Origin of the sequence: Streptomyces sp. JL2001, assembly GCF_050917515.1 — a bacterium.
Taxonomy (GTDB): Bacteria; Actinomycetota; Actinomycetes; order Streptomycetales; family Streptomycetaceae; genus Streptomyces.
This window is the reverse complement of record NZ_CP169421.1, coordinates 6,894,124-6,916,679: the sequence shown is the minus strand read 5'-3', so window position 1 is coordinate 6,916,679 and position 22,556 is coordinate 6,894,124. Positions and strand designations below refer to the sequence as shown.

Annotated in this window: 16 protein-coding genes; 8 read left to right on the top strand and 8 right to left on the bottom strand. The window is 76.4% G+C overall.

Annotation, left to right across the window (positions count from 1 at the left end):
• Positions 1-44: 44 nt before the first annotated feature.
• On the bottom strand, positions 45-2,780 hold the full coding sequence (locus ACE1OA_RS30905) for a LuxR C-terminal-related transcriptional regulator (protein ID WP_432753714.1): 2,736 nt from the start codon (positions 2,778-2,780) through the stop codon (positions 45-47).
• Positions 2,777-3,022 carry an MbtH family protein gene (locus tag ACE1OA_RS30900; protein WP_356609687.1) on the bottom strand — a complete coding sequence of 82 codons (246 nt, stop codon included), beginning with the start codon at positions 3,020-3,022 and terminating at the stop codon, positions 2,777-2,779. Before ACE1OA_RS30900 ends, ACE1OA_RS30905 begins: the two co-directional genes overlap by 4 nt.
• A 282-nt stretch (positions 3,023-3,304) precedes the next feature.
• On the opposite strand from ACE1OA_RS30900, the gene ACE1OA_RS30895 reads away from it, so the two are divergent.
• Both ACE1OA_RS30895 and ACE1OA_RS30890 read left to right on the top strand, forming a co-directional pair.
• Entirely contained in the window at positions 3,305-6,487 is a 3,183-nt protein-coding gene (locus ACE1OA_RS30895) for an AfsR/SARP family transcriptional regulator (protein WP_432753713.1), read from the top strand.
• 87 nt (positions 6,488-6,574) lie between these two features.
• Positions 6,575-7,081 (top strand): hypothetical protein, encoded by a 507-nt coding sequence (locus ACE1OA_RS30890; RefSeq protein WP_432753712.1) that lies wholly within the window; start codon positions 6,575-6,577, stop codon positions 7,079-7,081.
• A gap of 72 nt (positions 7,082-7,153) precedes the next feature.
• Here ACE1OA_RS30890 and ACE1OA_RS30885 read toward each other — a convergent pair whose 3' ends face one another.
• The 6 genes from ACE1OA_RS30885 to ACE1OA_RS30860 form a co-directional block, all read right to left on the bottom strand.
• The gene (locus ACE1OA_RS30885) at positions 7,154-7,738 is read right to left on the bottom strand and encodes a GAF domain-containing protein (protein WP_361311918.1); all 585 of its coding nucleotides are present in this window, start codon (positions 7,736-7,738) and stop codon (positions 7,154-7,156) included.
• A 25-nt stretch (positions 7,739-7,763) separates the two neighbouring features.
• Entirely contained in the window at positions 7,764-8,597 is an 834-nt protein-coding gene (locus tag ACE1OA_RS30880; protein ID WP_356609679.1) for a S8 family peptidase, read from the bottom strand.
• Positions 8,594-11,623: an adenylate/guanylate cyclase domain-containing protein gene (locus ACE1OA_RS30875; RefSeq protein ID WP_432753711.1), complete on the bottom strand. Its 3,030-nt coding sequence runs from the start codon at positions 11,621-11,623 to the stop codon at positions 8,594-8,596. Before ACE1OA_RS30875 ends, ACE1OA_RS30880 begins: the two co-directional genes overlap by 4 nt.
• A 215-nt stretch (positions 11,624-11,838) precedes the next feature.
• Positions 11,839-12,018, bottom strand: coding sequence for an aroma-sacti cluster domain-containing protein (locus ACE1OA_RS30870; protein WP_356609695.1), 180 nt, complete (start codon positions 12,016-12,018; stop codon positions 11,839-11,841).
• A 122-nt stretch (positions 12,019-12,140) separates the two neighbouring features.
• On the bottom strand, positions 12,141-12,803 hold the full coding sequence (locus tag ACE1OA_RS30865) for a hypothetical protein (RefSeq protein WP_432753710.1): 663 nt from the start codon (positions 12,801-12,803) through the stop codon (positions 12,141-12,143).
• A complete protein-coding gene (locus ACE1OA_RS30860; RefSeq protein ID WP_384868447.1) occupies positions 12,800-13,885 on the bottom strand; it encodes a radical SAM protein in 1,086 nt (361 codons plus the stop codon). The genes ACE1OA_RS30865 and ACE1OA_RS30860 overlap by 4 nt, the downstream gene beginning before the upstream one ends.
• A gap of 557 nt (positions 13,886-14,442) precedes the next feature.
• Here ACE1OA_RS30860 and ACE1OA_RS30855 point away from each other — a divergent pair.
• From ACE1OA_RS30855 to ACE1OA_RS30830, 6 genes are read left to right on the top strand one after another with little or no spacing between them, the layout of a single operon-like run.
• Complete coding sequence (locus ACE1OA_RS30855; protein WP_356609671.1) at positions 14,443-15,639, top strand: glycosyltransferase; 1,197 nt, start codon at positions 14,443-14,445, stop codon at positions 15,637-15,639.
• On the top strand, positions 15,611-16,588 hold the full coding sequence (locus tag ACE1OA_RS30850) for a DUF6895 family protein (protein ID WP_432753709.1): 978 nt from the start codon (positions 15,611-15,613) through the stop codon (positions 16,586-16,588). Before ACE1OA_RS30855 ends, ACE1OA_RS30850 begins: the two co-directional genes overlap by 29 nt.
• On the top strand, positions 16,585-17,805 hold the full coding sequence (locus tag ACE1OA_RS30845; RefSeq protein WP_386542041.1) for a radical SAM protein: 1,221 nt from the start codon (positions 16,585-16,587) through the stop codon (positions 17,803-17,805). Before ACE1OA_RS30850 ends, ACE1OA_RS30845 begins: the two co-directional genes overlap by 4 nt.
• 2 nt (positions 17,806-17,807) lie before the next feature.
• Positions 17,808-18,737, top strand: coding sequence for a DUF6895 family protein (locus ACE1OA_RS30840; protein WP_386542044.1), 930 nt, complete (start codon positions 17,808-17,810; stop codon positions 18,735-18,737).
• Positions 18,734-20,383 carry an MFS transporter gene (locus ACE1OA_RS30835; RefSeq protein WP_432753708.1) on the top strand — a complete coding sequence of 550 codons (1,650 nt, stop codon included), beginning with the start codon at positions 18,734-18,736 and terminating at the stop codon, positions 20,381-20,383. Before ACE1OA_RS30840 ends, ACE1OA_RS30835 begins: the two co-directional genes overlap by 4 nt.
• Complete coding sequence (locus ACE1OA_RS30830) at positions 20,380-22,536, top strand: prolyl oligopeptidase family serine peptidase (protein ID WP_386542048.1); 2,157 nt, start codon at positions 20,380-20,382, stop codon at positions 22,534-22,536. The genes ACE1OA_RS30835 and ACE1OA_RS30830 overlap by 4 nt, the downstream gene beginning before the upstream one ends.
• Positions 22,537-22,556: the final 20 nt, after the last annotated feature.

The following is a 22,556-nucleotide window of genomic DNA, read 5'->3' as shown; positions in this document are numbered from 1 at the left end:
TGCGGGGCCGCCGCACCGCTCGGTCCCGGCCCGATCGTCAGCCCTCAGGCGGAAACCGCCAGGGCCTTCGCCCGGGCGCGCGGCCGGGCGACCACGGTGTTGCGGCCGATCATGTTGGCGATCTCGGCCCGTGAGGAGACCTCCAGCTTGGCGAAGATGCGGCCGAGGTGCGTCTCCACCGTCTTGTGGCTGACACCGAGGGTCCGCGCGATCTGGCGGTTGGTGCAGCCCTGGCTGACGAGGGTGGAGATCTCGAACTCGCGCTGGCTCAGCATGTGCGCTGACTCGGCGGTGCCGTCGGTCACGGTGCCGGCGGCGAGCGGCGGACGGGCGGCCTCGCGGGCGCGGGTGACGGCGGCGGCCAGACGGCTCGCGCCGGCGCCGGCCGCGACCGCGTCCGCGGCCGCCAGATGGCGCTCCGCCTGGTCCGGTTCGCCGAGCGCGGCCAGGGCGCGGGCCGCGGCCGTCCGGGCCCAGCCCTCGTCGGCGAGGTGCCCGCTCTCCGCCGCCGCGACGAGCGCGTCCTCGGCGAGCCGCAGTGCCTCGGCGGGCTCCTCGGCGGCGGCCGAGCCGAGCAGCGCGGCCCGGGCGCGGGCACCGGCGAGCCCGAGTTCCGCGGCCACGGTGGCGGCCTCCCCGGCCGCGAGCCGGGCGGCGTCCGGCCGGCCCGCGGCGAGCCGCGCGGCGCAGAGGATCTCGGCGAGCGTGAGGCGGGTCGGGTGCGGCAGCCGGGTGGCGGCCGGGTCGGTCAGTCCGGCGCCGGCCAGGGTCTCCAGGCTGCCGAGCGCGTCGCCGGCGGCCAGTTGGCCCGCGGCGAGCGCCATCCGGGCGCGGCGCGCCCAGTGGCCGTCGGGAGCGGCGACCACGCAGGCCGCGCGGGCGACCGCGACGGCGGTCTCCGGCTCGTGGACGTCCAGGGCCACGCGGGCGCGCAGGCAGAGGGCCATGGCGCGCAGCTCGGTGCCGCCGACGAGTTCGGAGCAGCGGACGGCCTCCTCCGCGGGGGCCGCGGCCTCCGCCGGCCTGCCCTGCCGGAGCAGTACGGTGGCGAGCCCGGCGGCCATCGAGGCGACGGCGGGCCACTGTCCCGCGGCCCGGCCGATCGCCAGTCCCCGGTTGAGGTGCCGTACGGCGGGTCCGTAGCGCTCCAGGTCCGTCTCGAGACGGGCCAGGCAGTCCAGGGCGTCCAGTCGCAGGGCGAGGGCCCGGTCGCCCAGCGCGTCGGCGAGCCGTGCGGCGGCCACGGCGTCACGGCGTGCGGCGGCGGCCGTGCCGCCGGCCAGCCGGACCGTTCCGTGCAGAGCCAGGGCGTGGACCTGTGCGGCCTCGTCGCCGCTGCCCGCGGCGGCGAGCACGGCTTCGTCGGCCCAGTCCCGGGCCTCCGGTTCGGCGTCCCGGCACGCGGTCGCGGCCAGCGCGATCCACAGTGCGGCGGCGCCGTGCGGATGCTCGGCGGCGGTGGTGGACAGCGCGGTCCGCAGCACGGACCGCGCCAGTGGGAGGTCTCCGTCCGACTGGGCGATCGCGGCGCGGCACAGGGCCGCGCCGGCGGCCTCGGGCGTGTGGTCGGGCCCGTCGAGCAGCTGGTCACGCCGCTCCAGTGCGGCTCTCGCCCGGTCGGTGCGGCCCGTCATGACGGCCGCCGCGGCGGCTCCGGCGAGGGCGGCACGACGGCGGTTGCGGTGCGCCGGTGTGTCATGGAGCAGCCGGTCCGCCGCGCGGAACCACCGGTCCGCGGTGGCCGGGTCGCCGGGCAGCGCGGCCTCCGCCGCCGCGGTGAGCACGGCGGCGCCGGACGCGTCGCCCGTCGCGCAGGACTGCTCCAGGTGGCGGGCGTAGCGGACCGGCGCGACGCCGTCCGCGCGGTGGCGGGCGCAGGCGCGGGCATGGGCGCCGAGCCGCCAGCCGCCGGGCACCGCCCCGTACACGACGCGCCCGACCAGCGGGTGCCGGTAGGCGACCTGTCCGGGCGCCGGTGCGGGGCGCAGGAGGTCGGCGGCGAGGAGTTCGTCGACGGCGGCGAGGACCCGCCCGGGGGCGAGGCCGGCCACGTCGGCGAGCAGGTCGGGGCCGGCCGGCTCGCCGAGCACGGCCGCCGCGTGGGCGACGAGGCGGGCGTCGGCGGAGAGCGCGGTCACCTCGGCGAGCAGCGGCGCCGCCGCGCGCCGGGCGGCGGCCTCGTCCGCCGGCTCCTCCTCCGGGCAGGCGCCGGGTCCGGCGCAGGACGCCTCCAGCAATTCCAGGAGGCGGGGGTTGCCGCCGGTGCGGTCGTACAGCGAGCCGTGGTGCCGGTGGCACAGCCGCTGTGCCGGGAAGGTCCCGGTCGCGGTGCGGTCGAGGTCGGCGAGGTCGAGATGGGCGGTCCGCCAGGTCCCGCGGGCCGCGGTCAGTTCGGCCCGCAGGGCGGGCGGGCACTGCCGGGGCCGGTGCGCGAGGACGAGCAGGAGCGCCTCGGCCGGCGGGGTGCGCAGCACGGCGAGCAGGGCGCGCTCCGCCTCCGGGCCGCCGCCGTGCACGTCGTCGACGAGGAGCAGGAGGGGCTCGGCGGGGCCGGCGGACGGGAGTCCGGTCGCGGGGAGTTCCGCCGGGCGTACGCCGCGGACCCGTACGCCGGCCTCGGCGGCCAGTGCCGCGATCTCGCCGAGGAGTCTGGTCTTCCCCGTGCCCGGGTCGCCCGCGAGCTCGACGAGGGCGGGTCCGGAGCCGCGGGCCGGGAGCAGGCGGCGGACGGCCGCCAGCTCCTCCTCCCGGCCGATCAGCGGGCGTACGTCCCCTTTCACCGCACGCCCGTCCCGGCGGCCGCCTGCTCCGAGGCGGCGTCGGCCGCCATGGCCTGCCGCAGGCTCAGGGGGCGCATGTCCGTCCAGACCTCGTCCACATGGGCCGCGCACTCCTCCCTCGTGCCGGTGAAGCCCGTGGTGTGCCAGCCCGCCGGCACCTCGCGGGACTCGGGCCAGACGGAGTACTGCTCCTCGTCGTTGATCACGACGGCGTAGCGTCCCTTGTCGTCGTCCTGGAACACGACTCACCTCCGGTGATGCGATTGAGAAGAAATTCGAATGGGAACCGGGAACAGCCTTGTGTCGGGCGCCTCCCTGACACAACGCCGTCCCGATGGACGCTGCCGAATCCCCCGATCGAAAGCGCCGATGGCGGCGCGCACCGGATCGCGCCATATCGCTGCGGACGATGTCCCGCATCGAATTCCGTGAATTCCCGCGTCTGGAGGGCCTGTCCCGCGGGCGTCTACCCTCCCCTCGGTCGGCCCGAAGCACATCGGGGCGTGACGACTGGGGGAAGGCACATGGAACTCAGCCTCTTGGGGCCGCTCGAACTGGCCCGCGAAGGCGTGGTGTTCGGGCTGGGCGGGCCTCGGCAGCGGACCGTTCTGGCGGTGCTCGCCCTGCACGCGAACCGGGTCACCCCGCGGGAGCAGCTGGTGGACGCGGTCTGGGGCGAGGCGCCCCCGGAGACCGCCCGTACCCAGGTGCAGTCCGCCGTCTCGGCGCTGCGCAAGGCCTTCGCGCGGGCGGGCCGCCCCGACGCCATCACGACGCTGGCCTCGGGCTATCGGCTGGCCCTCGCCGACGGGGAGCTGGACCTGCGGCGCTTCGAGAGGCTGGTCGCCGAGGCCCGCGGCCACGCCGCGGCCGGACGGCCCGAGCGGGCCACGACGGTGTTCCGCTCGGCGCTCGCCCTGTGGCGCGGTCCGGCCCTGCTCGGCCTGGAGGGTGAACTCGTGCGCCAAGGGGCGACCCTGCTGGACGAGCAGCGGCTGTCGGTCGTCGAGGAGCTGGCCCGGCTCGACCTCTCCCTCGGCCGGCACGCCGAGATCACCGGCGAGCTCCTCGCGCTCACCGCGCAGGAGCCGCTGCGCGAGGGCCTGCACGCCTCGTTGATCCTCGCCCTCCACCGGTCGGGGCGGACGGCGGAGGCCCTCGACGCGTTTCGGCGCACCCGCGCGGTGTTCGTCCGGGAGCTGGGCATCGAGCCCGGCCGCGAGCTCCAGGAGCTCGAGACGGCGATCCTGAGGGCGGACCCGGCGCTCGACCTGCGGCGCCCGGCGGCCCCGGGCGGCACGACGCACGGCGGGTCCGGCTCGGCGGACGCCCCGTACGCGGCAGCCGATTCCCCGCTCTCCGGCGTCACCGCCACGCATTCCGTGGCGGCCGTCCCGGCGGGACCGTCCGCGCGACCCGAACAACTCCCCTCCGATCTGCCGGATTTCACCGGCCGGGCGGAATTCCTCGCGGAGATCTCGGAATTCCTCTCCGGCGGCGGCGGCGGCGACGGCGACGGCGACGGCGCGTTCCGTCCGGGAGAAGCCGTACGCATCGCGGGAATCAGCGGACAGGACGGCATCGGGAAGACGAGCCTGGCGATCCACGCCGCGCACGCGCTGCGGGACGCGTTCCCCGACGGCCGGCTCTTCGCGAATCTCGGCGGGGAGAGCGGCCGGGAGGTCACGGCGGGCGTGCTGGCCCGCTTCCTGCGCGCGCTGGGCGTGCCGGGTCACGCGATTCCGGAGGACGCCGACGAGCGCCGCACCCTCTACCGCAGCCTGCTGGCGGGCAGGCGGGTGCTGATCGTGCTCGACGAGGTGGGCGACGAGGCCGTCGCACGGGAGCTGCTGCCGGGCGACGCGCACTGCGGCGTCCTGGTGACCGGCCGCTACCGGCTGACGGGACTGCCCGGTATCCGCCAGATCAACCTGGACCTCTTCGACCCGGAGCTGTCGGTGGAGCTCCTGACCCGGATCGCGGGCGTCGAGCGGGTCACCGGGCAGCTCCCCGCCGCCCTCGAACTGGCGCAGTTCTGCGGCGGGTTGCCGCTGGCGCTGCGGGTGGTCGGCGCCCGGCTCGCCTGCCGCCCGCACTGGCCGCTCGACCGGCTGGTCCGGCGCTTCCGGGACGAGGCGAGCAGGCTGGACGAGTTCGACTACTGCGGGATGGAGGTGCGGTCGCACATCGCGCTGGCCTACCGGGCGCTCGATCCCGAGCCGCAGCGGCTGTTCCGGCTGCTCGCGCTCGTCGAGGGCGGCGATTTCGCCAGCTGGACGGCGGCCTCGCTGCTCGACTGCGATCTCGTCACCGCCGACGACATCGTCGAGGAACTCGTCCATTCCCAGCTGCTCGACGTCCTGCCCCGTGAGGGCCGCCCGCCGCGCTACCGCTTCCACGAACTGATCAGGGTCTACGCCAAGGAGGAGCTCCGCGCGACGGAGACGCCCGAGCAGCGGCGCGCCGCCCTGGGACGGGCCCTCGCCTCCTGGACCGCCCTCGCCGAGGAGGCACACCGACGCGAGCACGGCGGCCCGTTCGGCGTCCCGCACGGCACGGCCGCTCGCCGACCGCTGCCGAGCCCGCTGACCGACCGGCTGCTCGACGTCCCCGCCCTGTGGTGGGAGGAGGAGCACGAGGCACTGGTCGCGGCGGTGCGGCAGGCCGCGGAGCTGGGTCTCGACGACCTGTGCCGGGATCTCGCCGCCACCTGCGCGATCAGGTTCGCCTCGCAGGGCAGGTGCGAGGACTGGTCGGACACCGCCCACGCGGCCCTCACGGTCTCCGAGGCCGCCGGGAACCGGCGCGGGACGGCGGTCTCGACGTACTCGCTGGGCGCGCTCGCGCTGTTCCGGTACCGGCTGGACGAGGCGGCCCGGCTGCTCGGCGCGGCCCGTGACACCTTCCGTGAACTCGCCGACGCGCAGGGCGAGGGCCTGGCCGGGAACCTCCTCGCGACCGTGGACCGGCTGGGCGGGCGGCATCCGGAGAGCCTGGCAGGGCACGCCGCGGCGGCGGCCCTGCTGCGGCGTGCCGGCGACCCGGTCGGCGAGGCCCTGGCCCTGGCCGGTGGCGCGGCCCTCCACCGGGAGGCCGACGAGACCGGCACGGCCCGCTCGATGCTCACGACGGCCCTGGCGCTGACCCGGGAAGCGGGCAGCGCCGCCGCCGAGGGGCACGTCGTCCGGGAGCTGGGCGAGCTGTCCCTGCAGACGGGGGAGACGGAACTCGCCCAGCAGGCGTTCGCCCTGGCACTGCGCGTCGGCCGCGCGGGGCGCGACCGCACCGCGGAGGGTCACGCCCTGCTGGGGACCGGTCTCTGCCATGCCCGTGCCGGACGCGGCGAGCAGGCCGAGGCGGTCCTGCTCCAGGCCCTCACCCTGGCCCGGCGGACCGGGGACCGGCTGACCGAGGGCCGCGCCTGTCTCGGACTGGGCCGGTCGGCCCTGGACGCCGGCGCCCCGACGGCGGCGCTCGCCCACCTCACCGCCGCGCGGGACGTGTTCGCCGCGCTGGCGATGCCGCTGTGGCAGGGGCGGGCGGCGAGCGCCCTCCTCGATCTGCACGCGGCCACCCTGGACACGCCGACCGCGCTGGGCGAGGCGTCCGCGGCGGCACGGCTCCTCGCCGGGCACGGGTCCCCCGCCTCCGCGCGGCTGCGTGAGGAGTTGCTGGGCAAGCGGCTGCTGCTGGGAGCGGCCGACTGACGGCGTTCGGGTAGCGGTCGGATAGCCGTCGCCGCCACTCTGCGGAGGACCGGGGCGACAGCGCCCCGCCCGCAGGGAGGCCGCGCCATGTCCCGTACACCCCCGTCGTCCTACGGACCGGGCCGTTCCGGCCGCCTCGGAGCGGTCCCGGTCCGGCCCGGTGCCCCCGCGCCCGTCCCGACCACCGTCCCGACCACCGGCTCCGGCTCGGGCTCCGGCTCCGGCGAGGAGCGGCTGTCGGCCGCCGTCCGTGCCGCTCGCGGCCGGCTCGCGGCGGGCGCCCTGTCCGCCACGGTCCTGGGACCGGGCGCGGCGGCCACGCTCGGCGTGCTGGCACGTGAACTCGTCGGTCTGGTCTCGGTCACCGTCCACCCGGAACCGGCCTCCGGACCACCGCGCTGGCCGGACGCGGAGTCCGCCTCGTACGCCGCGCGGGAGGGCATCGTGCTCACGACCGAGGCGGCCCTCGACCGCGCGCTGCTCGGCGCGGACCTGGTGGTGCTCGCCCCCGGCGCCCACCGGCCGGTGCCCTCACCGGTCCGGCTCCGGGCGCTGTCGGCGCCGGGCTCGGTGGTCCTCGACCTGACGGCCTGACCGGCCCCCGACCGTGCCGGCGGCGGACGGGACGGCCACCGGCACGGGCAGAGGCACGGGAGGCGCGCCGCCTCACTCCCCGAGCAGCCTGCGGGCCTCCGTGAGAAGACGGAGGAGCTCGGCGCGCGAGGGGTCGTCCGGGCCGTCCGGGGCGGTCCGGCGTGGCGCGTGGGTGGTGACCACGTTCAGGGCGACGGCCGCCTGACGGGCGAAGAGGCAGAGCAGGTCGAGCTCCGGGAGGCCCGAGCGGGCCTGCGGGGACGGGTCGAGCACCTCCAGGACGCCGAGGATCCGGTCGCCGTGCAGGAGGGGGGCGGCCATCAGCGCGTCGGGCACGTAGCCGGTGGACTCGGCGATGTTCCGGTCGAAGGACGTACTGGCGTGGAGGTCGTCGACCACCATCGGTTCCCCCGAGGCGGCGACCCATCCGGCGATGCCCCGGCCGGCCGGGAAGCGGCGGCCCACCAGGAACTCCTGTCCCTGTCCGGAGACGGCCTCGAAGACGATCTCGTCCGCCGGGGCGTCCAGGAGCAGGATGGAGCTCGCCTGGGCGCCGAACAGGGCGCGCGCGGTGTCCACCACCGACTGCAGGAGTTCCGCCAGGGCCGGATCGGGCCGGGACGCTGCGGACACGGCGGGGGCGGTCGTCTGAGCCATGGGGGTTCCCTTCCGGTGCCGGTCGTTACCGGCGGCCGTGGACACGGACGTTGGCTGCGGACAGGTACAGGGCGTTCTTGAGCTGGAACGGCGTCAGCCGGGGGTGGCTCGACAGGATCCGCGCGCACAGCCCCGCGATGAACGGGGTGGCGAAACTGTTGCCGGAGCTGCGGATCGAGGTGCCGCCGAGCCACGCGACCGGGATGCGCTGGCCGGGGGCGAAGAACTCCACCGGCGGCGTGGGGTTGTAGAGGTGGAGGTCCGGGTCGTCCTCCTGGTGGCTGCCCACCGAGATGACCGAGGAGAAGCGCCAGGGGAAGCTCTCGACGTGGGTGTTGTGCGCCGAGGCGACGATCACGGTCCGCTGGAAGTACGCCTCGTCGGCCAGGCGCCGCAGCTCCTCCACGAAGCGGTCGCGGCTGGTGGACAGACTCAGGTTGACCACGTCGAAACGCCGGCGCACGGCCCACCGGATCCCTTCGAGCAGGACGTCCCCGCTGCCGGAGAAGCGCTCGCCGAGCACCCGCACGCTGGACAGTTCGCAGTCCGGCGCGGTCCGCCGGATGATCCCCGCGCAGGCGGTGCCGTGGCCGCAGGCGTCCTCCGCCTCCGTCTCCTCGACGCGCACGCCGTCGTCGTCCTTGACGACGCGCCACGACCCGGCCACGGGGCCGACCAGGGGGTGGTCGCGTTCGATCCCCGAGTCGACGACGCAGACGCGCACGCCTCGCCCGGTGCCGCCGAGGAGACCTCCTTCGGGCGGGTCGGGCGGGCCGTCGGCCTCCACGGGCACGTCCGCGGGGCCCCGCCCGCGCAGGCCCCAGGTGAGTCCGGGCTCCGATCGCCGCACGGTGGTCATCGTGGTGCTTCCTTTCCGGCTCCGGTGACGCGTCCGTCGGCGGGGCGGTGTCCCGGCGGCCGGACCGGGCAGCGGGCGACGAGCGCCTCGGCCTGGCGTGCGGCGGGGAGATGGCCCTTGGCGGCGAAGCGCCGGCGGGCGCGGGCCGCCGCCCCGGCCGCCTCGGCCGGGCGTCCCAGCGCGAGGGCGGTGCGGGCGAGGTCGAGCGCGGCGAGGCCCTGGACGATGGGTGAGTCGGTGCGGGTCGCGGTCGCGAGCGCCCGGGCGGCCAGCCGGCCGGCGGTCGCCGCCTGTCCCCGCGCCGCGGCGATCCGGGCACGCATCCCGTCGAGGTCGGCCGACTCGGCGCGCGGCCGGGCCACCTCCGCCCGGTCCGCCTCCGGTTCGGCCAGCGTGCGGTGGGCGGCGCGCCAGTCGCCGAGGTCCAGCCGGATGCGGGCGGCGTCCAGGAGAGCGCTGCGCAGCAGCCCCGCGGCGCCCAGGTTCCGCGCGGCGGCGGCGGCCCGTTCCAGGCTCAGGAGCGCCTCCTCGTGGCGGCCGTCGAGTGCGGCGACGGTCCCGGTGAAGAGGGGCAGGAACGCGTCCGCCTCGGCGTAGCCGAGCCGCTTCGCGAGGTGCTCCGCCTCCGCGAGGCAGACCCGGGCCCCGTCGCGGTCGTCGTGGAGGGCCAGCACCACGGCGAGCGGGCAGTTGAGGGTGAGCCGGACCGCCCGGCGGCCGGCGCCCTGGTCGGCGAGGAGCGCCCGGCAGCGGGCCACGGCATCCGGGACGGGGTGCGGACCGCGCCAGAGCGAGACGCCCATGGCGCCGAGGGCCGCGGCCTGTTCCGGTTCGGCGCCGGCCCGGACCGCGTGGTCCAGGGCCCGGGCGAGCAGTCGTTCCGCCGCCCGGTGGCGGCCCTGTTCCTGGGCGCGCTGGGCGAGCCGCAGGCAGGCGCGGGCCTGCCCGAGCTCGTCGCCGGCCGCCACGAAGACCGGCAGGGTGGCGCCGGCCGCCTCGGCCGGTGACACGTCCCCGCCCGCCGGCCGGCCGGCGGAGGCCAGGGCGAGGCGGGCGTGCGCGGCCTCCACCAGGTCCGGGCCGCCGTCCGGGGCCTCGGCCAGTACGTCTTCGAGCAGTGCGCGGCCTTCCGCGCCGCGCCCCAGGTCCAGCAGGGTCTGGCCGAGCCGCCGACGCGCCGCGGTACGGCCGGGCTCGCCCGCCGCGTACCGGCCGGTGGCCCGGGACAGCAGGTCGGCGGCCCAGACCGGGTCGGCGTGGGCCAGCGCGAGGCGCCCGGCCTCGGCGAGCGCGTCGGCGGCCCGCAGGCGGAGCGCGTCGGTGTGCGCGTCCTGCGCGCCCAGCTCGACCCGGTAGCGGTGGGCCTGTTCCAGATGGGCGCCGATCGCGGCGTCGCCCCGCGCGCGGACCGAGTCCAGTCGTACGGCCCGCTCGTGCCGGTCGGCCCGGTCCTGCTTGGACTGGCTGGCGTAGACGACCTCCTGGATCAGCCCGCCGGCGAAACGGAACCCCGTGCCCGCCGGCCTGACGAGGCGGTGCCGGACCAGCCGGTGCAGCGTGGACCGGAGTTCGGAGGCGGTCCAGGCCTCGGCGGGATGTCCGGCGAGCGCGGTCAGTTCGTCGGTGGTGAAGTCGCCCCCGAGGACGGACGCCAGTCCGAGGGCGCGCTGTTCGGGAGCGTCGAGGGCGTCGATCCGGGCTCCGATCAGGGCCTGGAGCGGGAGCGGGACGCTGTCGGCGTCGAGGTGGTCCCCGGCGACGAGGAGCTGCTCCAGGTGCAGGGGGTTGCCGCCCACCCGGGCCAGGATCCGGGGGTCGAGGGGCTCGCCGGTCGCCGAGCCCCCGGTCAGCTCGACGGCGAGGAGCCGTGCCTCGGCGTCGGTGAGCCCGCCGAGCGGCAGGGCGTCCACGGCGAGTTCGGGCCGTGCGTCGAAGAGTTCGGGGCGGCCGAGCAGGACGATCAGGACCGGCGCGTCGGTGAGGGCGCGCAGCAGGCGGTCGAGCAGGCCGAAGAGCGGCTGCGCCGCCCAGTGGCAGTCGTCGACCACCAGCACGACGGGCCCCGTCCCGCAGATCCCGGCGAGGACCCTGGCGAGCGCCGCGCACGTGTCGGCGGGCGACGGGTTGGGCGTGCCGTCCAGGAGCAGGCCCTGGTGGAGCAGGTCCAGGTCGGGGGAGGGCGCGGCCGGGCCGGTCCCCAGCAGGTCGGCGACGGCGTCGGCGAGGGGGCCGAGGCTGGGCTGTTCGCCGCGGGCACGGCAGCGCCCGACGCCGTGGCGAGGGCCGCCGTCCCTCTCCCCGGACCGGTGGAGCCACTCCCGCACGAGCCGTGTCTTGCCCTGGCCCGCCTCCCCGCCGACCACCAGGCGTTCGGCCCGGCCGGTCCGGGAGACCCGGTCCAGTGCCGCTTCGAGCAGGCCGAGTTCGCGGGTGCGTCCGACGAACCCGAGGTCGAAGCGGCGCAGCGACTCGGGGCCGTCCTCCTCGTCGAGGCCGAGCAGGCGGTGGGCGGCGACCCGGTCGCTCTTGCCCTTGAGCGAGAGCGGTCCGGTCTCCGTCGTCCGCACGCCCGGTCCGGCGGCCGCCAGGGTGTCCGGCCCGATGAGGATCTCCCCGGCGGCCGCGTTCTGTTCCAGGCGCGCGGCGACGTTCACCACCTCGCCGGACACCATCGCCTGCCGGAGCGTGGCCGAACCCGTGACGGCCTGGCCGGTGTTGACGCCGATGCGCATCTCCAGCCGGACCCCGACCGCCTCCTCCAGGCGGGCGTTGAACCCGGCGAGCGCCTCCCGCATCGCCAGGGCGGCGGCGACGGCCCGGCGGGCGTCGTCCTCCCGTACGGTCGGGACGCCGAAGACGGCCATCACGGCGTCCCCGATGAACTTCTCCACGGTGCCGCCCTGTTCCTCGATCCGCTGCCGCATCAGGTCGAACCAGCGGAGCGTCACCGAGCGGAGGGTCTCCGCGTCCAGGGCGCCGGAGAGCGCGGTGGAGCCCACCAGGTCGCAGAAGAGGAGGGTGACCACTTTGCGGCCGGTCGGCCTGGCCGTGACCGGCCCGGGCGCGCACGGGCTGCCGCAGGACGGGCAGAAACGGGCACCGGGCGGCAGTGGGCTCCGGCACGAGGCGCAGGGCATGGGTTCCTCCGTGGGGCGCGGGGCCGAGGGGGCGCGGGAGACCGTGGGGCGGCCGGGGGGTGTCCTCTCGATCCGGCCGCGCCGGATCGAGAGGACACCCCGGGTCAGAAGAGCGCGCCGCCCGCCACGTCGGCGTGGGCCTGTACCTCGGGGGCCGCCGCGTCGAGCCGCCCCCTGATGTCGACGAGCAGGGCGAGTTCCTCCGGGGTCAGCACGCGCAGGACCTCGTGCTGCTCCTCGCTGAGGGCGTCGACGTCGAACCCGGCGGCGGCCAGCGCCTCCAGCGTCGGCTCGGGCGGGCCGACGGCCGCGGCGGCGTCCGCGTGCGCCAGGGTGTCGCCGCCCGGGGCGTCGCCGCCCGGGCTGTCGTCCGTCGGGGCGTCGTCGTACGGGGCGGTGTGCTCGGTCACGGGTGTCCTCCGGGTTCGGCGGCGAGGGACTGGAAGAGCCGGGTGAGCAGATGGGTGGTGTGCAGTGCGCTGACGGAGACGGCGGTCTGCCCCTCCGGGGTCAGCGCGAGGTCGTCGAGGACCCGGTGCAGGTCGTCGAGGTGGCCGCCGTCGAGTTCCGCGTGTTCCCTGAGGGTGCGGAACGCGCCGCCCGGCAGCCCGGTGGCCTCGATCAGACGGTCCGCGAGTCGCGGCCCCGGGGCGTTGCCCTCCAGGACCGCGATGTAGCCGAGCAGGGTGACCGGGTGCTCGTGCTCGACGCGGTAGTACTGCGCCCCGACGAGTTCGACCACGACGGGGGGCGGCACGGCGAGCGGCCCGGAGCCGGCCGCGGCCAGGTCGTCGAGCAGCCAGGCGTCGTGGTCGCGTTCCTCCTCGGCGTGGCGGACGTAGTACGCCCCGAGGCGCCGCGCGGCCGGGTCGCCCAGGCCGGCGCAGCGCTCGGCGGCCCGCTCCAGGAGCGGCACGGAGGCCCGTACGAGCGGATGCATGGCGGCCAGGTAGCGCACGTACCGACGCCGCAGACCCTCCGGTCGCCACAGGGCCGCGGTCGCGGCCCGGAGCACGGGTGCGGTGGGCGTGAGCTTGGTCCTGAGCGCGAGGGACGCGGTGGCGGTCATCGACTGCTCCTCTCCTCTGCGGGTGGCGACTCGACCAGGTGCGCGTAGCGGGCGCAGCCCATGCGGCGTACGAGGGCGGCGGGTCCGGCGGCGCGCTGTTCCTCCGCGCTGAGCCGGTCCAGGAGTGCGCCGACCCGGCCGCCGGCGTCGCGGGCCGCGCCCGCCAGGACGTCCGGCAGGTCGGCGAGGGCGTGGCAGCTGCGGCAGTAGCCGGCCGGGGCGGGCGAGGCGGCGTAGCGGGCGTGCGTCCGCCGGGGTCCGACGGCGCGCAGCATCCGCAGCACCGGGGAGCCGAGGGAGCGCTCGCGGACGGCCGGCCAGTCGTCGTCGGCGATGTGCCCCAGCAGGAGGTGCCGGGGGACGGGGCGCCGGTCCACCGTCCACTGGTTGCAGCAGGCGGCCACGGTCCCGTCGAAGGCGATCACCGGCCAGGCGGCGAGGGCGCACGGCGTCGGCAGGGAGTCGTCCGGTCCGGGCGGTGTCGCCGGGACGAGGCCCGCGGCGCGGCCGAGCGGCCGGATCTCGTTGACCAGCAGGGGTACCCGGGTGCCGAAGGCGCGGCGGACGTCCGCGACGGCGTCCGCCAGGTACGGGTCGTCGGGACCGGTTCCGGTGAGGTGGATGCTCGCGGGGATCCCGGCGTCGAGGACGGCCCGCAGGGCGCGCAGCACTCCCGCGCGCGGGACCTCGCGCTCGTGGTGGACGTCCAGGCTGGCGGAGAAGTGGTCGAGGGCCGTGATCGCGCGCATGATCCGGGCGGGTACGCGTCCGTCGCGGGCGAAGAACATGCCGCTGAGCAGCGCCACCCGGGAGCCCGAGGCGTGGGCGAGACCGGCGAGCCGGGCGGCCAGTTCCGGCAGCAGCAGCGGTTCGCCGCCGGTCAGCATGACCACCTCGGGCCGGTCCCGGGGTCCGAACGAGCCGACGAAGCGCAGCAGTCGCTCGGGGTCGGGCCGCTCGGAGACCGCGAGGGAGGATCCCGTGGAGCAGTGCGCGCAGCTCAGTGGGCAGCGGCGGGTGAGCCCCACCAGGAGGCCGCCGCAGGGCACCGGCCGCAGGCCGATGAGCTCCGCCAGTTCCACGTCTCCTCCTCCGTGTCCGCGCCCCGTGCCCGTACCGCGCGCGGAGTCCGGACCGGATCGTGCCCCGGGACGGCAGACTTCCGGTTCACCGGCGCCTGAGGATCGGTCAATTCGCAGGTCAGGGAGACGTGGAGCGGCGCGGGGCGGACGGGTGCGGCCACCCGGCGGGCGGCGCGCGGCCGTCGAACCCCCCGCGGACTGGGCGTCTACCGGCGCCGAACCGGTGGACAGCCGTTCCCATACCGCGGGTCCGTAGCTTCCTTCCCAGCCGGCGCAGCGACGCCGCCAACCGAGGAGGACGCACATGGCCGAGAACACGAACCCGCAGCCCGAGGACGAGGACATCGAGGTCGTCGCCCACAGCGAGGACGAAGAGGCCGAGGCCGGCTGCATCGTCAACAACTCCAGCGACCTCTCCTGACGCGAGGCCATCGCGTCCTGAGCACCGCGCGGGCCACCCGGTTCCCGGCAGATCCTGCCGTGAGCCGGGGGGCCCGCGGCCACACCGGCACCGGACCGGCCGCCCGTCCCCCACCGACCGAGGGAGCACGACCGTCGTGAAGATCCTGCTCTGCCCGCTCAGCGACGGCGGCTACCTCTACCCGGTGCTCGCGGCCGGGCGCGAGCTGGACCGCCGGGGACACCAGGTCGGTGTGCTGGCCCGCGCGAACGCCGCCGGCGTCGTCGCCGAGGCCGGACTGCCGATGGCGGTGGCGGAGGACTTCGGCGGGCGACGGGCCTTCTCCGCCACGTGGTGGGGGGAGACCGGCGCCGCGCAGTACCGCGCGATCCTGCGCGCCGCCCGGGAGTCGGGGGCCGACCTGCTGGTCACCTCCGTCCTGTGCAACGGCGCCCTGCTCGCCGCCGAGACGCTGGACGTCCCGGTGGTGGTGGTCGGGCTCTCCGTACACCTGTGGGACTACCGGACGGGCGGCGACGGGGAGCCGCACCTCGGCAGGACCCGGGAGAGCCGGACCCTCGACTGCCTGCGGATCCACGCCGCCACGCGGGAGGAGTGCGGCCTGGCGGGCCGTGCCCCGCGGTGGGCGGACAGTCCGCTGCCAGGTGACGCGCTGCTGCTCCGCGGGGACCCGGCCCTGGAGTACCCGGGCGCGGAACTCCCCGAGCGGGTCCGGCACGTGGGGCCGCTCGCCTGGGAGCCGGCGCCCGACCGGGCGGAGCTCCAGGAGATCCGGGATCGCCTGGAGTCGACCGGCAAGCCCGTCGTCTACGTCCATCTGGGCCGCTTCTTCGGGGGCGACAGCCTGTGGCCCCGTCTCAACGAGGCGTTCACCGGCGGCCGGTTCCAGGCCGTGGTCGAACAGGGCCGGTCCACCGATCCGCGGCCCGCCGCCGGCGCCGACATCCTGCCCGTCCGCAAGCCGTGGATGGGGCCCCTCGTCGACCTCGCCGGCCTGGTGCTGGCCAACGGCACCTCGGCTCCGGTGCTGGCCGCTCTGCGACGCGGCCGGCCGCTCGTGCTCTCGCCGAACGGTTCCGAACAGCCGCTGCTCACCGGCGCCTGCGTACGGGCCGGCGTGGCCGTGCGCCTGCCGCGCGCCCCGGCCCGGCCGGCGGCGGTGCTGGACGCGGCCTGGCGCGACGACGGCCTGCACCGCCGCACCCGTGCGCTCGGCGGCCGGCTGGCCGCACCGGACGGAGCCGCCCGCGCGGCCGACATCGTCGAGCGGGTGGCTCAGGCATCCGCGACCCCGAAGGAGGACCATGAGTACGCGATCAGCCGGCCTCGATGAGGCCGTGACGAGTCTGTCCGCGGGTGCGCGGCAGTGGCTGGCCCGCCACGCGGGATTCCTCGACTCCCCGGCCGGCCGCGCCGAACTGCCGGTGACCCCGCGCGTCAAGGCCCTCCTGCAGCTGGCCCTGCTCTGCCGCTACTGGGAGAAGGCGGCGCCCGGGGACGCCGGCCTGGGCGGGCCGGCCACGCTCGTCGAACGGGTCTGGCGGCAGCCGGAGTTCCCCGGCCTGCTCACCCTCGACCCGCGCTACGCACGGCAGTTCGAGCTGATGTACGCGGGGCTGGCACCGGCCGGGACCCGGTCCGGCGCGCCCCGCACCGTCCTCGCCCGGCTGTCGGCCGACGGCTATCTGGCCCCGCGCCGGAAGCCGCCGTACCTCCATCTGGAGGCCAGGTTCTACGCCGATCTCGCGGGCGCCGAGCACCGGTTCGCCTCGTACCGGGAGCTGTACGCCGACAGTCTGCCGGCCCGCGCCGGCACGCTGCCCGCGGCCGATCTGGACGTCTGCGTGGTGACGCACACCGTCTTCTACCTCAGCGACTTCGGCTTCCGTGACCCCGGTCTCGGCGAGGAGGCCGCGGAGCGGGCGCTCCGCGTCGTGGAACGCCTCACCGACCACTGCGTGCGCCTCGGCGAATGGGACCTCGCCGGGAAGCTCGTGCTCGCCCAGCACTGCCTGGGCGCCGATCCGCTGGGCACGCCCTCGGGGGCGGCCGCCGTCCGGATGCTCGCCGAGGTCCAGGCGCCCGACGGCGCGATCCCCGGACGGTCCGTCGTCAGGAGGGCCGCGGCGGACGCCACGGCCGTGGAGCGTTTCCGGAAGTCGTACCAGGCGACCCTCGTGACGGCGCTGGCCACGCTGGTCGTCGCGGACGGCCGCTCCGGCGGGCTGTCCGTGGCGGGATCGTCCGTGGCGGGATCGTGCGTGGCGGGGGAGGCCCGATGAGCATCGACCAGGCAGTACCGTCCGAAAGGGCGGTCACCTCCGTGCCGGGCGACGAGTCCGGCGCACGCCTTCTCGAAGGCGAGCGGAACTGGTGGTTCCTCGGCCCGGGCGGGGTGGCCAGGCTCGGCGCCCGGCACGTGGCCGACGGAGCCCTGCGGCCCGAGGCCGAGCTCCGGCTCCGCGAGAGCGGCATGTTCACCCCCACCCGGGTCCGCGCCTACGCGCTGACCGTCCTCACCAGCACCCACTGCAACCTGGGCTGTGGCTACTGCTTCCAGAACACCGCCCAGGACCAGGCGGGCGGCAGCAGGCCGCCGCGGATCGCCCGGACCCGGCTCACGTCGGAGACGATCACCTCGATCCTCGGGTTCACCGAGCGGCAGATGGCCGCCGTCGGACTGGAGAAGCTGAGGATCCTCCTCTTCGGCGGGGAGCCCCTGCTCAACCCGCGCGGCTGCCTGGAGCTGCTGGAGCGGGCCGGCGACCTCGCGCCGACCTCGGCCTGGATGATCTCGAACGCCACCCTGCTCACCCCCTCGCTGGCCCGCCGGCTCGCCGGACTCGGGCTGACGTCGGTCCAGGTCACCTTCGACGGTGACCGCGCCGACCACGACCGGATCCGGGTCGGCAGGGCGGACGGCGGCGGGACCTTCGACAAGATCGTCCGCAACATCGTCAAGGCGTCCGAGGTCTCCCCGCTCCGGTGGACCCTGCGGGTGAACGTCTCCCAGGAGACCTACGACGGGGTCGACCCGCTGATCGACCGGCTCGCCGCCGCTCTCGACCCCGCCCGGTGCACCCTGTACTTCGCCCGGATCGGCGACGTCGGCGTCGGCTACGCCAACAGCCTGCTGCACACCGGCGAGCTGTCGGCCGCCTTCACCCGGTGGCAGCGCCGGGCGCTCGACCTCGGCTTCACCGTGAGCCGCCCCGGCTCCCGCAGGACGTGCGTCACCTGCGGTCACGCCGACGGCCGCTACGGCGCGGTGGTCAGCGCCGACGGGACGCTGGCCAGCTGCTGGGAGACCGCGGGCAAACCCGACTGGGAGGTCGGTACCGTCACCGACGGCTACCTGCCCGGCGCGGAGACCCGCGAGCGGTGGATCGCCTGCCAGGACCTCTACCGCTACGACGAGAACGCGACGACGCTCGCGCGGTTCCGCGACACCGTCGACACGGCCCTGCTCGACTACCTCCACGAGACAGGGCGGCTGTAGCGGTGCCCCCCGTTCTGGAGGAACTCTCCGCCGGCGCCCTGGACTGGCTGGGAAAGAACCTGGACCTCTTCGACCCGTTCTCGCCCGAGGCCCGGTCGGCGACGCACGGCAAGGCGAAGGCCGCCCTGGAACTGGCGCTGCTGTGCCACTGCGCGGCACGCCCCGACGACGCACCGGACGCGCTGGGCGGGGCCAGGGCCCTGGTCCGCGCGCTGTGGCAGGATCCCGCGTTCCCCGCCCTCTTCGAGCACGTCCCCGACCACACCTCCACGTACGGTCTGGTCTTCGCCGCGCTGGCCCCCGACGGGATCGACGACACGCAGACCCGGGCGGTCGTCGCACGGCTCGCCCCGGCATTCCTCTCGCCGGACGGCAAGTCGCCCTACCGCCGCATCGAGATCCGCTACTACGCGGACAAGGCGGGCGTCCGCCACGGCATCGAGCCGTACGCCGACCTCCTCCCGGACAGCCCGCTCGTGGCCTTCCGGGCCGCCGGACCCGAGGACCCGCCGGTGGCGGACGGCGCTCCGCTGACCACCCCGAAGGCGTACGCCCTCACGCATACCGCCTTCTACCTCGGCGACTTCGGCCGGAACTCCCGGCTGCCCGAGGGGTTCGACCCGGCGGGCGCCCGGAACCTGGCCGACCTGATGCTGCGCCACTGCGTGCAGCACGAACGGTGGGACCTGGCCGCGGAGCTCGTCCTCACGCAGTCCCTCCTGGGCGGCGAGCCGCTGGACACGCCCGCGGGCGCCGCGGCCGTGGAGTGCCTGGTGCGGGCCCAACGGCCCGACGGCGCGCTCCCGGGGCGGTCGGCGGCGCTCGCCGCGTCCCCCGACGCCCCGGCCGGGGAGTTCTTCCGGAAGGCGTACCACACCACCCTGGTGACCGCCCTCATGGCGCTGATCGTCTCGTCGCGGGAGCGGTCGTGACGCCGCGCCTGACACTGATCAACCGCGACTACACCCGGCTGTGGTTCGGCCAGGCCGTCTCGTCCGTCGGGGACGCCGTCTTCAGCACCACGCTGGTGCTGTGGGTCGCGACCGTGCTGGGCGAGGGCCGGTCGTGGGCGCCGGTCGCCGTCAGCGGCATCCTGATGGCGTCGAGCGTCGCCGTCCTGGTCATCGGTCCGCTCGCGGGCGTCTTCGTCGACCGCTGGGACAAACGCGGGACGCTGCTGCGCACCGAGGTGGTCCGGGGCGCGCTCGTGGCCGTGCTGACCGCCGTCTCCTTCCTGCCGGCCGACGCCCTGCCGGCCGGGGTCTGGCTCGCCCTGGTCTACGCGACCGTGCTCCTGCTGCACGCGGCGGGCCAGTTCTTCTCGCCGGCGCGGTTCGCGATCCTCGCCGATCTCGTGACCGGGGAGGCCGACCGCGCCCGGGCGGCCGGCATCGGCCAGGCGACCGGGGAGACGGCCTGGATCATCGGGCCCCCCATCGCGGCCCCGCTGCTGTTCACCGCCGGCCTCCAGTGGGCGCTGCTCTTCAACGGCCTGACCTACGCGGTGTCGTACGTGGCGATCCGCTCCATCGAGGTGCGTCCGGCGGTCGCCGGGGCGCGCAAGCCCGCCGGGCAGCGACGGGGCGGCCTGCGGCGGGAGTTCACGGACGGGCTGCGCTTCTTCACGCGGAGCCGGTTCCTGGTCGCGCTGCTCCTGCTGGCCGTCATCGGCCAGTTCGGCGTGGGCGCGCTGAGCACCCTCAACGTCTTCTTCACCACCGACAACCTCCACGCGGACGCCCATCTCTACGGGTACATCGGCATGGCCATGGGGGTCGGCGGCATCACCGGCGCGCTGTGCGGCGGCCGGGTGGTGCAGTGGTTCGGGGCGCGCCGGACGACCTGGATCAGCCTGCTGGTGAGCGGTGTCCTGCTGGTCGCCTACTCCCGTCAGACCGGCTTCCTCGGCGGCGTGGCCCTGCTCTTCGTCTTCACCGTTCCGCTCACCGTGCTGAACACGGCGATGGCCCCGCTGCTGCTCGCGGCCGCTCCCCCGGACTACCGGGGCCGGGTCATGGCCGTGTTCTATCCGGTCACGAAGCTGGCGTCGATGCTCTCCGCCGTCCTGTCCGGCTGGCTCGCGGGCTCCGTACTGCGGGACGTCTCGGGTTCCTTCGGCGGGATCCGGTTCGGCCCCCTGGACACGATCCTGGCGGTGTCCGGGGTGATCGTCCTGCTGTCCGGCGTGTTCGCCTGGGCCGCCCTGCCCGGCGGCGCGGCGGCGGACGGCGGCGCGGCGGCGGACGGCCGTGCGGCGGCGGACGGCGGTGCGGCGGCGGACGCTCCGGCGGCGCCCGGCCCACGGGACCCTGGACCGGCCGCTCCGCCGGGCGGCCCCGGACCCGCGCCGAAGCCGCGCCCACGCCTCCGTCCGGCGACGTTCCGCTCGCTCGTGCCGGGGCGCCGCGCCGGCGGCCGCCGGCGCGGCCCGCAGGACGCGCCCGGGACGGGGACGGGGACGGCCGGGAACGAGGACGCCGACGTCGTCGCCCACCACGACGACGCGGAGCCCCCCGCCCGCGTCGTCCGCCGCGCCGACGACCTCCGAGGTTCCGACGAACGAGGGAGCACCGAGTGACCCCCCAGACCCGGCCGACGCTTCGCCGGTACCCCCACGCCGAACGCCAGGACCTCGTCCGGGAGCTCCACGGGCTGCGCGTGCCCGACCCGTACGGCTGGCTGGAGGACGGCGAGGCCGCCGCGACGCGCCGCTGGAGCGAGGAGCAACAGGCCCTGTACGAGGCGGAACGGGAGTCCCTGCCCGGTCTGGAGGGATGGCGGGCGGAGGTGTCGGCGCTCGACGCCGTCGAGCGCGCCGGGTCGCCCGAGGTCCGCGGCGGCAGGACCTTCCGGCTGCGCCGGCGGGCCGACCAGGAGCACGCGGTGCTGGTGGTGGCGGAGGCGGACGCGACGGAGCGGGTGCTCCTGGACCCGGGCGCCCTCGACCCGTCCGGACGCACCGTGCTCGACGCCTGGGAGCCCTCCGTCGAGGGCGACCTGCTGGCCTGCCAGCTGTCGCGGAACGGCACCGAGGACTCGCTGCTCCGGGTGATCGACGTGGCCACCGGCAAGGTCGTGGACGGCCCGGTGGACCGGGTGCGGAGGTCGTCGATCGGCTGGCTCCCCGGAGGCGGGGCGTTCTACTACGTCCGGCACCTGGACCCGCGGCTGCACCCGGGTGAGGAGCGCTACCACCGCCGGGTCTACCTCCACCGGGTCGGGACGAGTCCCGACGCGGACGCCCTGGTCTTCGGTGACGGGCGGGACCGGACGCAGTTCTACAGCGTCTCCGTGACCCGGGACGGACGCTGGCTCGGCGTCACGGCCACCCTCGGCACCGGCCGCGGCACCGACGTCTACCTGGCCGACCTGTCCGCCGGCCCGCTCGAACGCCCGCTGCTGCGGCCGGTCCAGGAGGGCATGGACGCCGCCACCCGGCTGCACGCGGTGTCCGGCACCGGGCCGCGGGACCCGGTCTGGCTGCGCACCGACCGCGACGCCGTGCGCGGCCGGGTCGTCGCGTGCCGGCCGGACGAGCTCCACCGGGGACCCGCCGCCTGGCGCGAGGTGATCCCCGAGCGGCCCGACGCGGTGCTGACCCATCTCGTCGTGCTGTCCGGTCCTGAGCTGAAGCACCCGCTGGGCCTGGCCGCCTGGACCCGCGACACGGTGGCCGAGGTGACCGTGCACGACCTCGTCGAGGCACGGCAGGTGGCCACGGTCCCGCTTCCCGGCACCGGCGCGGTGGGCGACTTCTCGGCCGGGCCGCCGGGGAGTCACGAGGCGTGGTTCGCGTACACCGACTTCGTCACACCGCCCCGGGTCCTCCGCTTCGACGCCCGCACGTGCCGCGTGTCCGGCGGCGAGCACGACGCCCCGGCCGGCGCACCGGCCGCCGCGGCGGCCGTCGGCGCGGTGACCCGGCAGGTGGCCTTCCCCTCGCGGGACGGGACGACGGTCCGGATGTTCGTGATCTCCCCCACCGGTCGCCCCGACGTGCCGCGTCCGGCGCTGCTCACGGGATACGGCGGCTTCGGCCGCACCATGTCGCCCCGGTACCGCGCGCAGGTCCTGGCCTGGGTCAGGGCCGGCGGGGTGTTCGCCTGGGCGGGGCTGCGCGGCGGCGGCGAGGAGGGCGAGGCCTGGCACCGGGCCGGCAGCAGGGAACACAAGCAGAACACCTTCGACGACTTCGCCGCCGCCGCCGACCGGCTGACGGCCGAGGGCTGGACCGCGCCGGGCCGCCTCGCGATCATGGGCGGGTCGAACGGCGGCCTGCTGGTCGGCGCGGCCCTCACCCAGCAGCCGGAGAAGTTCGCCGCCGTGGTGTGCATGTCCCCGCTCCTGGACATGGTCCGGTACGAGTCCTCCGGGCTGGGGCCCAGCTGGACGCCCGAGTACGGCAGCGCGGACGACCCGGCCCTGCTGCCGACACTGCTCGGCTACTCCCCCTACCACCGCGTCACGCCCGGCACCGCGTATCCGGCGGTGCTGCTGACCGCCGCCGACGGCGACACCAGGACCGACCCGCTGCACGCCCGCAAGATGTGCGCCGCGCTCCAGCACGCCACGACCGGCAGCGGACCGGTCCTGCTGCGACTGGAACACGGCGTCGGCCACGCCGACCGGTCCGCCTCCCGCGCGGTGGCGCTGCAGGCCGAGTGCCTCGCCTTCCTGGCACGTCACGTGGGCCTCCCGGCCCCGGAGGGGCATGGTCCGACGCGGCCGTGAGGCGAGCGCTCCGGGCGCCG

Coding starts and splice junctions, on each gene's coding strand:
- ACE1OA_RS30850 (WP_432753709.1), top strand. CDS start 15,611: ATGAGTACGCGATCAGCCGGCCTCGATGAGGCCGTGACGAGTCTGTCC.
- ACE1OA_RS30880 (WP_356609679.1), bottom strand. CDS start 8,597: ATGACCACCGTGCGGCGATCGGAGCCCGGACTCACCTGGGGCCTGCGC.
- ACE1OA_RS30845 (WP_386542041.1), top strand. CDS start 16,585: ATGAGCATCGACCAGGCAGTACCGTCCGAAAGGGCGGTCACCTCCGTG.
- ACE1OA_RS30895 (WP_432753713.1), top strand. CDS start 3,305: ATGGAACTCAGCCTCTTGGGGCCGCTCGAACTGGCCCGCGAAGGCGTG.
- ACE1OA_RS30885 (WP_361311918.1), bottom strand. CDS start 7,738: ATGGCTCAGACGACCGCCCCCGCCGTGTCCGCAGCGTCCCGGCCCGAT.
- ACE1OA_RS30865 (WP_432753710.1), bottom strand. CDS start 12,803: ATGACCGCCACCGCGTCCCTCGCGCTCAGGACCAAGCTCACGCCCACC.
- ACE1OA_RS30890 (WP_432753712.1), top strand. CDS start 6,575: ATGTCCCGTACACCCCCGTCGTCCTACGGACCGGGCCGTTCCGGCCGC.